This window comes from Acetomicrobium mobile (genome assembly GCF_937920065.1).
This window is the reverse complement of the sequence record NZ_CALETC010000029.1, coordinates 1-16,379: the sequence shown is the minus strand read 5'-3', so window position 1 is coordinate 16,379 and position 16,379 is coordinate 1. Positions and strand designations below refer to the sequence as shown.

General features: G+C 45.8%; 13 protein-coding genes. 12 read left to right on the top strand and 1 reads right to left on the bottom strand.

From position 1 onward, the window contains the following. Positions 1-134 precede the first annotated feature (134 nt). Genes Q7P41_RS00995 through Q7P41_RS00975 form a run of 5 tightly spaced genes read left to right on the top strand, consistent with a single transcriptional unit; the run spans position 135 to position 6,042 of the window. The gene (locus Q7P41_RS00995) at positions 135-1,265 is read left to right on the top strand and encodes an LptF/LptG family permease (RefSeq protein WP_303881421.1); all 1,131 of its coding nucleotides are present in this window, start codon (positions 135-137) and stop codon (positions 1,263-1,265) included. Beyond that, complete coding sequence (locus Q7P41_RS00990; RefSeq protein WP_369693119.1) at positions 1,246-2,079, top strand: LpxI family protein; 834 nt, start codon at positions 1,246-1,248, stop codon at positions 2,077-2,079. The genes Q7P41_RS00995 and Q7P41_RS00990 overlap by 20 nt, the downstream gene beginning before the upstream one ends. Then, on the top strand, positions 2,076-3,179 hold the full coding sequence (locus tag Q7P41_RS00985; protein WP_303881418.1) for a lipid-A-disaccharide synthase: 1,104 nt from the start codon (positions 2,076-2,078) through the stop codon (positions 3,177-3,179). The genes Q7P41_RS00990 and Q7P41_RS00985 overlap by 4 nt, the downstream gene beginning before the upstream one ends. Next, on the top strand, positions 3,176-4,279 hold the full coding sequence (locus Q7P41_RS00980) for a cdisaccharide synthetase (protein WP_303881416.1): 1,104 nt from the start codon (positions 3,176-3,178) through the stop codon (positions 4,277-4,279). The genes Q7P41_RS00985 and Q7P41_RS00980 overlap by 4 nt, the downstream gene beginning before the upstream one ends. Further along, positions 4,267-6,042, top strand: coding sequence for an ABC transporter ATP-binding protein (locus Q7P41_RS00975; RefSeq protein ID WP_303881413.1), 1,776 nt, complete (start codon positions 4,267-4,269; stop codon positions 6,040-6,042). Before Q7P41_RS00980 ends, Q7P41_RS00975 begins: the two co-directional genes overlap by 13 nt. 4 nt (positions 6,043-6,046) lie before the next feature. On the opposite strand, the gene Q7P41_RS00970 is transcribed toward Q7P41_RS00975, so the two are convergent. Further along, positions 6,047-7,645: a Na/Pi cotransporter family protein gene (locus Q7P41_RS00970; RefSeq protein ID WP_303881411.1), complete on the bottom strand. Its 1,599-nt coding sequence runs from the start codon at positions 7,643-7,645 to the stop codon at positions 6,047-6,049. Between the two features lie 147 nt (positions 7,646-7,792). Between Q7P41_RS00970 and lpxK the strand changes: the two genes are divergently transcribed. The 7 genes from lpxK to Q7P41_RS00935 are packed head-to-tail and all read left to right on the top strand — an operon-like array spanning position 7,793 to position 16,345. Continuing rightward, a complete protein-coding gene (lpxK, locus tag Q7P41_RS00965; protein ID WP_303881410.1) occupies positions 7,793-10,093 on the top strand; it encodes a tetraacyldisaccharide 4'-kinase in 2,301 nt (766 codons plus the stop codon). Next, positions 10,086-10,838, top strand: coding sequence for a 3-deoxy-manno-octulosonate cytidylyltransferase (gene kdsB, locus Q7P41_RS00960; RefSeq protein WP_303881408.1), 753 nt, complete (start codon positions 10,086-10,088; stop codon positions 10,836-10,838). The genes lpxK and kdsB overlap by 8 nt, the downstream gene beginning before the upstream one ends. Beyond that, the gene (kdsA, locus tag Q7P41_RS00955) at positions 10,823-11,671 is read left to right on the top strand and encodes a 3-deoxy-8-phosphooctulonate synthase (protein ID WP_303881407.1); all 849 of its coding nucleotides are present in this window, start codon (positions 10,823-10,825) and stop codon (positions 11,669-11,671) included. Before kdsB ends, kdsA begins: the two co-directional genes overlap by 16 nt. Positions 11,672-11,677: 6 nt before the next feature. After that, positions 11,678-12,694, top strand: a complete 1,017-nt coding sequence (locus Q7P41_RS00950) for an SIS domain-containing protein (RefSeq protein ID WP_303881405.1) — start codon at positions 11,678-11,680, stop codon at positions 12,692-12,694. 24 nt (positions 12,695-12,718) lie between these two features. Further along, entirely contained in the window at positions 12,719-13,942 is a 1,224-nt protein-coding gene (locus Q7P41_RS00945; RefSeq protein ID WP_303881403.1) for a 3-deoxy-D-manno-octulosonic acid transferase, read from the top strand. A 34-nt stretch (positions 13,943-13,976) separates the two neighbouring features. Continuing rightward, positions 13,977-15,140, top strand: coding sequence for an iron-containing alcohol dehydrogenase (locus Q7P41_RS00940; protein ID WP_303881402.1), 1,164 nt, complete (start codon positions 13,977-13,979; stop codon positions 15,138-15,140). Further along, positions 15,140-16,345, top strand: a complete 1,206-nt coding sequence (locus Q7P41_RS00935) for a DegT/DnrJ/EryC1/StrS aminotransferase family protein (protein ID WP_303881401.1) — start codon at positions 15,140-15,142, stop codon at positions 16,343-16,345. Before Q7P41_RS00940 ends, Q7P41_RS00935 begins: the two co-directional genes overlap by 1 nt. The last annotated feature ends 34 nt before the right edge of the window (positions 16,346-16,379 follow it).

Genomic DNA, 16,379 nt, shown 5'->3' with positions numbered 1-16,379 from the left:
TTTGGAATTGCGGTATCAAACGCTAGATTAGAGGTAAAAGAGATAGCTGATTACGTCACAAAATCCCCTGGGGGTCAGGGAGCCGTTAGAGAAGTAGCAGACTTACTGCTTAGCAAGGGGCATCTATAATAATTATGGCTGAATTGCGTGACGGATTTGACCTTTTTACATTCAAATTTAAATTATTGGATAAGTTTGTCATTAACGAATTTTACCCAACCTTTGTATTTGGAGTCATGGTGTTTACCGTTCTTTTGGTCGCGGGCGATTTGCTTTTTGATATCGCCGATTTACTTATTCAAAGTCGAGTGCCCTTCAATGTTGTCGTGAGGCTTTTTTTGTATCGCTTGCCCGGCGTGGTGGTGCTTACTTTGCCCATGGCTGCGTTACTGGCTACGATACTAAGTTTTGGGAAGATGGCAACGCAATCGGAGTTGACGGCCCTAAAAGCATCGGGAATAAGTTTTTACCGCATTTTACGCCCTATCGTTTTGGCCAGCATCATAGTTGGTGGTTCTGCCCTTCTTTTTAACGAAACCATAGTTCCTTTGACGGATAAGGCTGCTGATAACATCATGAGATATGAAGTGGCTCGACAGAAGCCATCGCTCCTTAAGGAGCAAATGTTTCTCAGGGAGGAAAAAAATGGCGAACTCTCGAGGGTCATCTATATCGGAAAGTTGTACCCCAGTGAGGGCAATATGAATAATGTGCTGATCCAGGAGTTCGAAGGCGGTGAGATCGCCCGCATAATGACGGCTAAAAGCGGCGAATGGAAGGAGGGGGAATGGTGGCTTCATAATGGCCAGGTTTTCAGTGTTAAGGATGATGGGTTGGTAGAGCCACTCTTTGGTTTCGAAAGGCAGCAACTTGCTCTCCCCCTGTCTCCGTCACAAGTCGTTGAAAGCTTACAAAACCCAAAGAAAATGGGTGCCTTTGAGCTTTATAACTATATAAAACTGATGAAAATCCAGGGAACAGATGTCGAATCTCTGTGGGTACTTTTGCATTTGAGGTTGGCTGTCCCGTGGGCCAGTGTGGTGTTGGCTTTGGTTGGGGCTTCGGTTGGAGCGGGGACTAAGAGGTCAGGTTCCGGCATGGGCATAGGGGTATCCATTATCTTAGTTTTCTCCTACTACGTTTTTATGTCTTTTTGTCGTTCTTTAGGTCAAGGGGGTTATATTCCTCCCCTCGCAGCAGCTTGGATTCCGAACATCATGTTCCTTTCATGCGGAGTCTTTATGGTTGCAAAGGCTAACAGGTGAAAAGATGGCACACTTCAAGAGTATTGCTCTCATAGCAGGAGATGGTCGCCTGCCCCAGGAAATTGCACGCCGCCTCACTTTTAAGGGGTGTCCTCCTGTCATATACTCCTTCGGTGAGCATGGTGAGGATCTTTCAAAATTCGCCTTGGAACTTGTTAAGTTGTCAAGTTTAAATCTTGCCTTCATCGTTGATGATATGCAACGCAAGGGAGTTCACGAGATAATCATGGCGGGATTGGTGCCAAAAACGTTGATGTATCATCAAAAGTTACATGACGAGGAGCTAGATAAACTGCTCCGGAGCTTGCACTCAAGGGACGATCATAACTTGCTGGCCAATATCGTTTTGGCTTTAGAAAGCAAAGGGTTCAATGTTATTGGCTACAAAGACATAATACCGGACTGGCTTGCTTCCGAAGGTCATTTTGCCGGTAGGCTTCCGACTCGGGAAGAGCTCGAAGATATAAAATATGGGAAAAAAATTGCAAAAGTTCTACTACCGCTCTCCTTTGGTCAGACATTGGTAGTTCACAAAAAGGCCATCGTAGCCGTGGAAGCTATGGAGGGAACGGACGCCATGTTGCTCAGGGCCGGCAGTTTGACCAGAGGGGGAATAGTCCTTAAAATGATGCGTCCCGATCAAGATGAACGTTATGACTTGCCCACTGTGGGGGTAAGGACTTTGCAAAACATGCTTGACGCCGGACTTAAATGTCTTGCCGTAGAGGTGGGCAGGACCGTGATCATAGAGCCTGAAGACTTCAAGAGCTTCGCTGCCGATTCTGGTATAGCGGTTTTGGGGGTAAGGCATTGAGCCTTTTTGTGAGCTGCGGTGAAGCCTCGGGCGATCATTACGCGGGAAGTCTCGTAAAAGCCATAGAGGGCAAGCTCGGTCGTTGTTGGGGCATGTTAGGGCCCGAAGGCGTGTCAGCCGGCGGTCAGGCTCTTTGGGACTACAACCAGCTTCAAATCATGGGAGTTATGGAAGCACTAAAGAGCGTTCCTCGGTTGGTTCGCCTAAAGAACTGGATGACGAATAAGATATTAGAAGATATGCCATCATGCGTGGTTGTCATAGATAGCCCCGACTATCACATCCCTTTGATAAAGGACCTTAGAAGAAGAGGATACTCCAAGCCTATTTTTTACGTTTCACCGCCTACGGTCTGGGCGTGGAGAAAGCGTAGGGCAGATGTGATAAGGGATTTAAAGGTGATATGCCTTCCTCTCTTTGAGCTAGAGCATAATTTTTACAGGGATAGGGGCGTTGAAAGTCACTGGCTAGGTCATCCGCTTTTAGATGATTTATACGATTACGTTCCGAGCCCAGATGTGTTAAATATGTACGAAGGCAGGTGCGTAGTTGCACTTTTACCCGGCAGCAGGTCGGCTGAAGTCAGACGCCTCGCTCCTGTTTTAAAAGAAGTCGGCCTTTGTTTGCTAAAGGCGGGTTATTATCCGGTGTTTTCCATCGCAGAAAGCTTATCGCCCGCCAGCAAGGAGGCCTTGAAAAAAACGGGCAACCCCCTGCCCTTCTTTGAGGGAAGTGGAGTTGATCTCATTTACGTATCCAATTTTGTCATAGGTGCCTGTGGAACTGCTGCCGTGGAAGCTATGATATTAGAGAAGTTCATGCTTGTTTTGTACAAGGCTTCACTGCTGAGTTATATAGTTTATAAGCTGATGGTAAAGACGCAGTGGGTGTCAATGCCAAATGTCTTGTTAGGACGGGAAGTATACCCGGAGTTACTTCAAGGCAAGGCTAATGCCTCTTTGATAAAAGAGTCGCTGCAAAGATACTTGCAAGACACGACAAGAATACGCGAGAATTTGCTCGAGGCCAAAAAGAAATTGGGCCAGCGAGGTTCCTATAAGTTTTGGGCCGATGTCATTGTCAAGAGGGTGGAGAAATGAAGCGCGTATACATACTTACCAATGGTCCCGGTGAGCTTTGGGATTGGGCTCGCCCCTTGGCTCATGAACTAAACCAGAGGGGAATCAGGCCCGTTCTTTGGTTGCTGCCATGTCAATACGCTTCTGGCATGGAACGCGCTTGTGCAAAGTCTCTTCCCTTTTACGATGTAATTGGCCCTTATGGCTGGGCGAAAACCTTTTATGAATTGAGAAGGGCAAAAGATGTAGGCTTGATTGTACAGCTTGGTGGAGATTTAATGTTTGGCAGATTTTTGTCCAAGGCCACCAATGCAGAACTTTTTTGCTATACCTATGGCAAGAAAAAGGGCTTGAGCAGTTGCAGTCGCGTGTTTACTGCCTATGAGGTTATGGCTAGAAATATCGAAAGTGATGTTGTTTATCCCATCGTCATCGGTGATTTGGTCGCAGATTCGTTAAAGTTAGATCTGGAGCAAAGACGCGAAGCGAGTTTGCCCGTGGAAGACTCGTCTTCTTTCAAGGTTGCCTTTTTTCCGGGAAGCAGGCCGGCGATAAGGCGAAGGGCTTTGCCCTTCTTGTGTGAGGTATACGAGCACTTGAGTTCTATTTTGGATGCGGATGTAGTGACTTTGCTTTCTCCCTTTTCCTTTGATGAGGAGGTAAAGATCTGGGAAGATGCGGGTTTAAACCCGAGCAGGGAAAGTACCCCCGTTGCCTTAAAAGGGGTAGATTTGGCTTTGACGCAGCCTGGTACGAATACGTTGGAACTGCTTTACTTAAAGATACCGACGCTGGTGGCCGTTCCTTATGTCTTTCTTGAAGACATACCTTTTGGTGGACTAAAGAGATTTACATTTCGTTTGCCCTGGGTTAAGAACAGGTTGTTGAAGACTTTTTCCGAGAATAAAAAAATGCTGTCGTGGCCGAATATAATAATGGGGAAGGAATTGATCCCGGAACTTGTGGGAGACTACGCGCCAAGACAAATTGCCGAAAAAATGGCAAACTATTTATGCGATAACTCGTGGTTAAAAAATATTTCTGACTTAATGAGCAAGTTCTCATCGGTTCAGGGTGCTTCCAGAAGATTAACGGAGGAGATAATTGGATGTCTTCCATAAAGAAGCCTAATCTGCGTAAAGCTCAAAGGAGTACTTACCTGCGATTAATAAGTTATTTAAAGCCTTACGTGGGAAGGCTATTTGCAGCTATGGCATGTATGGCCATTTCTTCGATATTGGCGGTATTGCCACCTTGGTTGCTCAAAAACATCGTTGACGATGTGTTGATACAAAAAAACCTCTTGATGCTTAATTTCCTGGCTTTGGGGATCATCGGGATTTATTTGTGCAAGGCTCTGTTTTCTTACGGTCAGACCTATTTGATGAATTGGGTTGGACAACGCGTAATAATGGACATAAGGGTTCAGCTTTACGATCACATGCAGAAGATGTCGTTTCGATATCTTTATAAGTCGCGGATTGGTGACTTGATATCGCGAATGACGAACGACGTTATGATCCTTCAAAATTTAGTTACAAATGTCATTGTAGACTTAGTAGTTCAAAGCATTACCTTTGTTGCCGTGGTCATATTTTTGCTTGCCTTGAATTGGCGGCTTGCCTTGCTCACCTTCATTGTATTGCCCCTTACAGGATATGTTTTAAATGTAGCTTCGAAAAAGCTTCGTTCTGTGGGCTACCGGATTCAAGAAGAGTTGGGTAGAGTCGTGTCCATAGCCCAAGAGGCCCTTTCCGCCGTAAGGATAGTTAGGTCCTTTGCCACTGAGGATGAGGAGTTGGATAAATTTAAGGACCAAAACAAATCAAACTTTCGCGCACTCATGCATGGAATACAAATTCATGCCGTTTTAGGGGGTGCTGTAGAAGTCATATTAATAGGAGCCCTTGCCTTGATTCTGTGGATCGGCGGGAGGGAAGTAGTAAGGGGCAGGAGTACGCCCGGGGAGCTGATTGCCTTCATAGGCTATCTCGGGCTGCTGGTCCAACCCGTTAGAGTATTAAGCAAAGTCGTTTCTGGGGTGCAGAGAGGTTTGGCTGCGGCTGACAGGATATTTGAGGTGTTTAACGTCACGACGGAAGTACGCCCACCTCGTTCGCCCGTGATATTAAAGCACATTGAGGGAATGATCGATTTTGAGGATGTCTACTTTGCTTATGAGGATAAACTTTGGATTTTAAAAGGCATTAACCTTCACATTGAACCCGGAGAAAAAATTGCTATCGTTGGCCAGACGGGGGCAGGAAAGTCTACCTTAGTTGATCTCATTCCCAGGTTTTATGATCCGGATAGGGGAAGAGTTAAGATAGACGGATACGATGTAAGACAGCTGGACTTGAAGACGCTTCGAAGGCATATAGGCATCGTGCCTCAAGATCCCGTCCTGCTTAAGGGTTCCATAGCTTATAACATTGCTTATGGATGCCCATGGGCCTCCCATGATGATATCGTGAGGGTGGCTGAACAAGCAGGCATACTGGATTTCGTAAAAAGCTTGCCAAATGGTTTTGATACTGAAATTGGCGAGCGAGGGCTGACATTAAGTGGCGGACAACGTCAACGTATTGCTATAGCAAGGGCAATAGTGAGAAATCCTCGAATCCTTATAATGGATGAAGCCACATCATCCTTGGATGCGGCCATGGAACAACATATTCAAGAATCTATGCAAAATGCTGCGGAGGGAAGGACATCCCTTATCATAGCTCACAGGCTTTCTACCGTACGAAATGCAGATCGCATAGTTGTCTTGGATCAAGGCAAGATCGTCGAAGAAGGCGATCACGAGACATTGTTGAGATCAAAAGGGTTATATGCAAAGCTTTATTCGCTTCAGGTGGGCGAGAAAACCCAAGCACTATAAACGGTTAAGTCGCAATTATTTCTTCGGCTATGTTTACAGCGTGATCTCCAATTCTTTCAAGGTGGCTAAGCATGTCCAGAAATACCACGCCTGAAGCAGGATAGCATATACCGTGATTTAATCGTTTTATGTGCCTTGCACGCAGCTCCCTTTCCAGATCGTCAAGTATATCGTCCATAGCGATTATGCTTGCTGCTTTTTGCTTGTCATTATTTTCAAGGGCATCAACTACGACCCTCACTGATTCGACCGCCTTTGAGATCATGTCATCCAGCTCCTTAACTGCCTCATCGGAAAAGGGAAGATTGTGGTTTTCCTTGTAATCTGCAAGCTCAACTATTGCCGTAGCGTGATCTCCGATGCGTTCCAAGTCAGCGGAGATACTTATGGCGGAAGTTAAAATCTTTGCCTGAGCACTATTTACTTCTTGTTGAAAGATCTTAGCCACATAATAGCTGATGGCTTCCTCGATTTCGTCAATCACGTCTTCTATGTTATCGAAACGTTTTCTGTCCTTTCTTTTATCCCCCCAAAATATTGCCACCGCAGTTTCTAGATTCTCGAGGCATAGCTTTGCCATCCTAACTACTTCCTTTTGCGTTTGTACAACTGCCATGAAAGGGATCGATACGAGCTTTGCGTCTAAGTATTTGGGACCGTGCTCGAGAGTTAGTTCGTGGCCCTTGACTATCTTGCAAATTAAGGCTACAAATTGAGGCGCTAAAGGAAGTAGCAATAGAGTAGTTACCACGTTGAAAATGGTATGCGCGTTAGCTATTTGTCTCGCTGCGTTTAAGCCTGAACGAGCTGCTATGCTTTCAAGCGGCCCTAAAAGAGGCAAAAATATAAGCACGCCAATTACATTAAAGAGGAAGTGAGCATAGGCTGTTCTCCTGGCGGCCAAAGATGTGTTTACAGAGGCCAGCAGTGCTGTGAAGGTTGTTCCAATGTTTGCACCCAGCACCATCGGAAGGGCTGCGCTTAAATCCATGACGTTCCGAGAGGCCAAAGTCACGAGGAGGCCCGTCAATGCCGACGAAGATTGCAAAATCGTCGTAAATATAGCTCCCATGACTATTCCGATCAGAGGGTGCGTTTTTCCAATGTGCAAAAGATTTACGAAAGGTGCGTAAGATTCTAAAGGCGCCACTGCGTCTCCAGTAATGGATAGGCCTAAAAACAGCATGCCAAACCCAAGAAAGAAATCGGCGCAACCTTCTTTTACACTTTTCCTTTTGCCTAACAACATTAATGCCATACCCAGTGCTATTGCGGGCAATGCCACCTTTTCAAGCTTGAAGGCCACAATTTGCGCAGTTACCGTGGTCCCTATGTTTGCGCCCATGATCACCCCTATTGCCTGTTCAAGCTCCATAATACCCGCATTTACAAAGCTTACACACATCACAGAAGTGGCGCCAGAAGATTGAATTATTGCTGTCACTATTAGTCCCACAATTACGGCCGAAAGGCGATTAGATGTAAGAGTTTCAAGGAACTTTCTTAGCTTATCGCCGGCAATCTTTTGTAGACCCTCGCCCATTTTTGCCATTCCATACAAAAATAGGGCTACTCCTCCCAAGGCCATTAATATCGTTTCCAAATCAAGGTCCCCCGCTTTTAGTATTTGACCTATATTATTTTATAGCATACTTTCGATAAGTTGAATGATATAATTAACGATACCGTTTTTCTCTTAATTTTGACAGCTTCTGAAATATACCATGTTTATCCTCAGATGGTGATTCGAATGTCAGGATCTTTAAACAATTATCTAGAGTATACAAGAGGGAAGGTAAACAGCGTCCTTTACGGACTGTTTTTTACTCCTTTAAGTTTGATCTATGGACTTGGCGTCTCGCTTCGTAACTTTGCCTATGATCACGGCCTGATTTCATCTTTTGAACCCTCACTTCCAGTTATAAGCATTGGGAACATAACGATGGGTGGAACAAATAAAACTCCTTTTGTAGAGATGCTTGCCAGAAAATTTTTAACCTTAGGTTTAAATCCTGGCTTGGTCACGAGGGGATATGGCGGAAAACACAAGGACAAGGGCCCGATTCTCGTAGTAAACGGCAAGGGTGATCGCGGTCAGGTCGGAGATGAATCCCTCCTTCTTTCATCTAGACTGCCTGGTGTTCCAGTCGCCGTTTCGCTCGATAGGCTTGCGGCACTTGAGATGTTGCGATGGGAAAACAAGGTTGATATTGCCATATCAGACGACACCTTTCAGCACAGGCGAATGGTGCGCGATGTAGATATAGTGTTGATAGATGCCACATGCCCCTTCGGCAACGGTAAGCTTTTCCCTGCCGGTGCCTTGAGAGAGTCCCCTAAAAGTTTGAAGCGAGCTCACATTTTGGTGATCACTAAGGCGGATCAGGTAAAAGAGGAAGCGCTAGCTGAACTGATATCTTTGGTCCGCAAGTATGCATCCGACAAACCAATTTTCACGTCAAGGTTAGTTTTAGAACGATGGCAGAAGTGGGATGGTGACCAATTTGTCGATACAGATCCTTTAAATCCCGATCTCCCCGTATCGATTTTTTCGGCCATAGGAAATCCAGAGAGTTTCCGTAATTTTATTGAGAATATGGGATTTAACGTTAAAAGCGAAATGCGCTATCGTGATCACCATATGTACTCGAGAAAGGACTTGGACAACATAGCCCGTCGTTGCAAGCTGGTAGGCGCAAAAGTCGCAATATGTACCGAGAAGGATGTTTACAACTTACCACAGGGTTGTTTGATCGATATTCCTATCTATGTTCCAAGTGTAGTGACTGTGGTAAGTGAAGAAAGTCGTTTTTTTGAAACCCTAATAGAAACGTTGCGACCAAAAATTGTCATCTCCTCCAACGGCCATGGCGAAGATTCGATGGCATGTCTTTTGGCCGAACGCATACGAAAAGACCTTCCTAAGGCCAAATTGTATGCCTTTCCCTTGGTTGGAAAGGGTAAAATTTTTGAGGATTCGGGCATAGAGGTGTATCCTCCGCCTCTTGATACTCCAAGTGGTGGTGTAATAAAATACAGTTTCTTTGAGCTCATAAAGGACGTTCGCGCGGGGCTTATAGGGCATGTGAAAAGACAGCTGGATGCATGGTCCCGGCTCAGGGGCAAGATTAGAACACCCATATGCGTAGGTGATGTTTATCTTTTGCTGCATGCCTTGTACGGACAGGGAATGCCGCCCCTTCTTTTGGCAACAGCTAAAACAGTTTATCTGAGGGGCCATTTTCTGATAGAAAAGCAGATTCTGAGGAAGAAATCGAGAAAGGTTTGGACGAGGGACGAAATGACGGCTTGTGAGCTGAGAAAAAGTTCAGTTAACGCCGTTTACGTGGGAAATCCAATTATGGACTTGGCAGGTGATAATGATAATGAAGCCTGTGAAGATCCGTGGATGGATAAAGAAGGACGTAGGATACTACTGTTGCCTGGTAGCAGGCAGGATGCCTACAAAGATGTAAGATTACTTTTAAAGGCGGCAGAGCTGGTAACGAAACAAATAAACGCTAACTTTTTGATGGTCATAGCTCCCAGCATAGAGTGGGACAAGATGGCATCAAGCCTTAAAGGGTATTTGTTCGAGGATAATCTGTTAAGGAAGGGTGATTTAGAAGTTGCGATATCCTTTTGCCCCGTTGCTGTAGCTGCAAAAAAAGCTGATCTGTTGCTCGGGCTTGGCGGTACAGCTAATCAGGTATGCGCAGGTCTTGGGGTCCCGGTAGTCTCCGTAGATGATAAGGGAAAAAGGGTTCAGAAGAAACTTTTAGGCGATGCCGAGGTGCTACTTAAAAGGGATCCGCAGGTAATTGCCTCCGAAATCATATCGATTCTCGGTGATAGCGAGAGGTACCAAGCTATGTCTTTGGCGGGCAAGGAGAGGATGGGCGAGCCTGGTGCGATAGAGGACGTGGCAAGGTATGTTTTGTGCGAGTTGGGATGGAAGCATAGGCATGATTTGTACTGCGCTCTGCAAAGAAAATTTCTGTACCCCCTTGAAAGCGTGAGGAAAGAAGAGGTGGAAGTTAGCGTTGAGTAAAGACATTTTAGCGGTAATTCCTGCAAGATATGGCAGTACGAGATTGCCCTGTAAGCCTCTTGTGAAAATAGGTGGCAAGCCTCTGTTGTACTGGGTTTTAAGGGGCCTATCTGAGTGTGAGGTCAGCGAGATAGTGGTAGCAACCGATCACGAAGAGATAGCCAAATTTGTTTTCAAACAAGGTTACGAAGCTGTGATGACGCCTTCAGAATTGCCATCGGGTAGCAACAGAGCAGCTTGGGTCGCCCAAAGGAAGTCTGCTGATATAATATTGAACGTTCAAGTTGACGATCCAATGGTAGGTCCCGATATGATCGATCCTTTAATAAAGGCCTTGGCTAACTCGGAGGAAGCAAACGTTGCCTTGCTTGTGAAGCAGATTGAAAAGTCAGATGAAATTTCTAACCCCAACATTGTAAAGGTAGTGTTTGACCAAAGGATGCATGCGCTTTATTTCAGCAGATCTCCTATCCCATATGAGAGGAACAAAGGCGCAGTGTATTATAAACACATAGGTCCCTATTGCTATAGGCGCGAATTTTTGCTTGAATTCGATTCGTGGCCACAAACCCCCTTGGAGAAGACGGAAAGCTTAGAGATGTTACGTATACTTGAAAGAGGTTACAATATCCTATGCATAAAATCCGAGAGGGATACAATTGAAATTGATACCCCAGAAGATGTTATGACCTTCGAACGGTATTTAGAAAAGCACGGAGATGAGATGCCATGGTTAAGAAGGTAAAGGTTGGCGATATAACGATAGGGGAAGGCCGCTTTGTATTGGTTGCAGGTCCTTGTGTCCTTGAAAGTCTAGAGATGGCTCTTGAGGTGGCTGCAGAGGTCAAAAATATGTGTGATGATTTGGGTTTAGCTTACATATTTAAGTCCTCCTTCGATAAGGCAAATCGCACGTCTATCCATTCCTTCCGTGGCCCCGGCCTTGATGTTGGTTTGGGGTGGTTAGAACAGGTGAAGTCAAGGCTTGGAGTCCCAGTGCTTACCGATATTCACGAGCCAAATCAAGCAGAACTCGCAGCTCGAGTTGTAGATGTAATACAGATACCAGCATTTTTGTGCAGACAGACCGATTTGCTCGTATCCGCCGCCGAAACTGGCAAGCCGCTCAACATAAAGAAGGCTCAATTTATGAGCCCTTACGATATACGTTTTGTGCTTGAAAAGGCGAGGGAGTCGGGCAACGATAAGGTGATTTTATGCGAGAGAGGAGTTGCTTTCGGTTACAATGAGCTAGTTGTCGATTTTCGTTCCATCCCCATTATGAGGTCTTTCGGGTGTCCCGTGATGTTCGATGCGACACATAGCGTGCAAATGCCTGGAGGACTGGGAGGGGTAAGCGGTGGAGACAGGAGATTTGTTTCACCTCTTGCGAGAGCCGCGGTGTCCATTGGGATAGATGCTTTATTCATGGAGGTTCACCCAAGTCCGAACGAGGCTAAAAGCGATGGTCCAAACATGATAGCTTTGTCCGATTTAAGGGATCTCCTTGGTCAATTAGTTGCCCTCGATGACCTGGTAAAAGGCAAACTTGGATATGTTGACGTGGGGGAGGCGTAACTTGTAGTGGAAAAGGATTTTGCAGACAAAGATGTTTTAACTCTTTCCCATGAGGATGAAAGGTTGCTCGAAATTGGGAAGAGCGTGTTGGTGCAAGAGGCAAGGGAATTGACCAATGCGTCATCCCGTTTCGGGCTAGAAATGATAGAGGCCGCTAAATTAATATTCGAATGCAAGGGTCGCGTTGTCGTTTGTGGTTTAGGGAAGTCCGGAATAATAGCGAAAAAGATTGCCGCTACATTTGCATCTTTAGGCACGCCCTCGATTTTCCTCCATGCAACCGAGGGAGTGCATGGCGATTTGGGAATGGTATGTCGCGGAGATATAGGCATTTTTTTGAGCAACAGCGGGCAAACCAACGAAGTATTAAAAATAGTTCCCTATTTCAAACGGCTCGGCATTCCCATCATAGCAATAACCGGCAACGTTTCCTCAAGATTGGGCAAGGAAGCGGACATAGTGATAGATGCGAGTGTGGAAAAAGAAGCTGACCCCTTGGGGTTGGCTCCGACGAGCAGCGCGGTTGTTCAGCTTGCCATTGGAGACGCCCTTGCAGCTATGGTCGCGGATTTGCGAAAACTTAAAAGGGAAGATTTTGCCCTCTTTCACCCTGGAGGCTCCTTGGGGAAAAAACTTCTTCTAAGAGTTAGCGATATTATGGGGAGCAATGAAAGGCTTCCCGTGGTCTCGGAAAAGGCATCCGTAAGAGAAGCGCTGTTTGAGATAACTAGTAAGGGGTATGGTGCCACGATTGTAGTGGATGATGAAGGCAGGTTAAAGGGCATATTTACAGATGGCGATCTTCGCAGATTGATAGAGGATCGAGGAGAGATGGGAGTACTTTCGTTACCGATTGTTGAAGTAATGACCAGAAATCCAAAGACGATTGACATAGACGAATTGGCCGTAAAAGGGGTTCTTTTAATGGAAAAATACGAAGTAAGCGTCCTTGTCGTCATGAAAGAGGGATTTCCTGTAGGGATGGTTCACCTACATGATATGCTAAAGGCGGGGGTGGCTTAGCTGAATTTAAAGTCCTACTCTTTTTTGATCAGCCTTACCTATTTGGGGCTTTACCCTTATTTAAGAATTCGTTACCGGGAAGGTTTTAGCGAGAGGGTAGGCAGGGTGAATAAAAAGCAGTTTAAAGAACTAGACGGTGATCCAGTATGGGTTCATGCAGTCTCAGTTGGTGAAGTTCAGGCAGCTTTCCCCTTGATTTTACGAGCACGGAAATGTAAATATAGCGCTCCCATATTTATATCAACAGTGACTTGTACCGGGAAAAGGATGGCTCAAAAACTGCTTTCTGATCTGGTTGATGGTCATTTTTATTACCCTTGGGACGTTCCATGGGTGATAAGGCGATCGTTGGACATCCTCAATCCTAAGGCGTATATAAGTTTGGAGACTGAAATTTGGCCCTATCTTCTCCACGAATTAAAAAAAAGAGAAATACCTTCCTTTTTGGTCAACGGAAGGTTCTCAGAGCGATCCTTTAAAAAGGCTTGCAGGTCCCTCGAATTTTGGAAAGAGACCCTGGAGTGCTTTTCTGGTATTTTAGTTAAGTCATCCGATGATGCTGAGAAACTTTATTTTTTAGGTGTTAACCCTGATAAAGTAAAAATCATTGGCGATGTTAAAATAGATGCCCTGCTTTTAAGGCAAAATAAGGTCAATACAGAGAAGCTGAGGGCGAGGTTGCAGATAAAGAAAGGAGAACCTTGTTTCATAGCAGGCAGTACCCACGGCGGTGAGGAAACAGTGGTGCTTGAGGCCTTCGAGCTAGTAAAAGGAAAAGTACCCCTGGCCAAGCTGGTCTTGGTGCCAAGACATCCAGAGCGTGCAAGGGAAGTTTGTTCTTTAGCTGGTCAAAAGCACGAAGTTTCCTTAGTTTCTGAGATAAAGCAAGGCTGGGATGTATTAGTGGTAGACGAAGTGGGACTTTTGTTTGAACTTTATTCACTGGCAACGGGTGCCTTTGTTGGAGGTAGCTTGATTCCCAAGGGGGGGCAAAACGTACTTGAACCGGCCTGTTTTGGGGTGCCAATTGCCTTCGGTCCCTACATGGAAGATTTTTCATTACCTGCTACAGAACTTCAACGCCTTGGTGTAGCTAAGGTCGTAGAAAACGGTCAAGATCTTGCAAACGTTTGGCTGGGTGCATTAAACATAAAAGCTGAACTGAAGAAGAAGGCTGTAGAGTATGTAAAAAGTTTGGGTGGAGCTTCAAAGCTGGCGTGGAATGAGGTGGCTTCATGCTTGAGATGATGTTGACTTTGATGAATTAATGGGAGGGATTGGCTTGCACTGTGAGATGTTTATTCCCGGAAAGGCATTTTTCGGAGCTGGTGTGGTTTCTAAAGTTGTAGAGTTAATAGGCAATGGCGTAAAAAAGGTGTTTCTGGTGACGGATGAAAATTTAGTACGACACGGTACGGCAAAGAGGCTCGAGCAAATTCTCGAGGCAGGTGGCGTGGAAGTCCAGATTTTCCACGAAGTAGAACCTGAGCCATCGGTTGAGACCACGGATAAAGCGGCAGCCTTAGCGCGAAATTTTGGGGCTCAAGCAGTTGTGGGTTTAGGTGGAGGAAGTTGCATGGACGTAGCTAAGGCCGTAAGCGTGCTTGTGACGAACGAAGGCTCAGCGGCCAATTATCAGGGTTTAGGTTTGGTTAAAAAACCAGGGGTTTTGAAGATTATGATCCCCACGACTGCGGGGACAGGTTCGGAGGTTACTTTTACTGCGGTGTTGATACGAAGAAGCGATGGGTTCAAGGGTGGGATAAACGATGAAAAGTTGTTTGCCGATTACGCCATTTTAGATCCAGAGCTTACCATGACAGCCCCGTCCAAAGTCACGGCTGCATCTGGCATGGATGCTTTAATTCATGCCTTGGAAGCCTATACGAGTATACACGCGACGTGGTTTAGCGATATGTTTGCCCAAGAAGCCATCAGACGGATAGGAAAGTGGATCAGAATTGCTACATGGAATGGCAAAAACTTGGAGGCCAGAAGCCACATGCAGTACGCGGCTTATTTGGCTGGCTTGGCCTTAGTTCACGCAGGGGTAGGAGCTTGTCATGCCCTTTCATACCCCTTGGGTGGGATGTTTGGGGTGGGGCATGGAATTGCTAATGCTCTGCTAATACCTTACGTAGTCAGGGCCAACGCTTTCAGTTGTCCTGTCCGTTATACCAACGTCCTCAAGTGGTTAGGGTATGTAGATGAAGGAAGCAATATCAATGTTCGTGACGGTGCTCTGCTTTGCGCTGAGGCTTTAGATGAGTTGCTTGAGGATTTGGAGTTGCCCAGGACGTTAGAGTCACTGAGCGCGGGCATAACGAGCGAACATTTCCCCGAGATGGCAGAAAAAGCTTTAGCCGTAAGCAGGCCCATGGAAAATAACCCTAGGCCTTTTGATAAGGAACTTTGCATCAAAATTTACGAGGAGGCGATGAAATAATGCCGGGCTTTGAGTTGTTTGATCAGAAAGAAATTGATGCCTTGGCGGATGTTATCAAAAGGAAAGTTGTGCACAGGTATTCCTTCCAGGACGTCAGAGAAGGAATTTATCGGGTAGCAGAATTTGAAGAAGCCTTTGCGAAAAGGGTAGGGACTAAATACGCTTTAGGCGTGAGCAATGGTTCGGCGGCTCTCTACGTAGGCCTTAAGGCCCTCGGCATAGGGCCTGGCGATGAAATAATTACCAGCGCTTTTACCTTTATCGCAAGCATTGAGGCCATTCTTGAGTGTGGGGCTATTCCTGTACTGGCAGATGTCGACGAAAGCTTGAATCTTGATCCCAGTTCCGTTGAAAGTTTAATTACGGATCAGACTAAAGCTATAATGCCTGTTCACATGTTTGGCGCAGCTGCCGATATGGATGCCTTCAAGGAAATATGTGATCTGCATGGTCTTTATTTAATTGAAGATGCGTGCCAAGCTATCGGGGCTACTTACAAGGGCAGGGCTTGCGGCGGACTGGGCCTTTGGGGCGCCTATAGTCTTGATCCCTATAAGGTCATTACCGTGGGCGAAGGCGGAATGTTATTCACTAACGATGAAGAATTGTACAAGAAAATGGAGTACTACCATGATCATGGCCACATACACGACTTAAGCATAGAAAGAGGAGCTGAAGGAAAGGCTTGTCTTGGGTTTAACTTCAGAATGGGTGAGCTTCAAGGTGCCCTGGGGTTGGCGCAATTATCCAAGCTTGATACAGTCATTGAAGCGCAAAGAATTAACAAGAAAAAAATCTTAGATGCTATAGGTGAGATAGAGGGAATCTCCTTGCGGGATTTGCCTGACAGGGAAGGCGAAATTGCGTCTCATTTGATTTTAATCTTGCCGGATGCTAACGCAGCAATGCGTTTCAAAGAGGCATGCACCGAAGCCGGGGCAGGTTGCTCCATATTGTCCGATAACACCTGGCATTACGCGAAACACTGGGCTACCTTGAGGGAAGGTAAGTACTACTCCAGGGTGCGCTGTCCCTTTGACTGTCCCTACGTTGAGGACATGCCCTTATATCGTCCCATTGAATGGACTCAAACTGAGGAAATAGTATCGCGATCCGTCATGTTTGCTATAGGCGTAGTGATGGACGATGCGAAGATAGAAAAAATTGCCAATGCAATAAATGCGGGTATAAAAGCAGCCCTTTAAGCTGAGTCGAGAGTACTTTTAAAGAAAGGGTCGC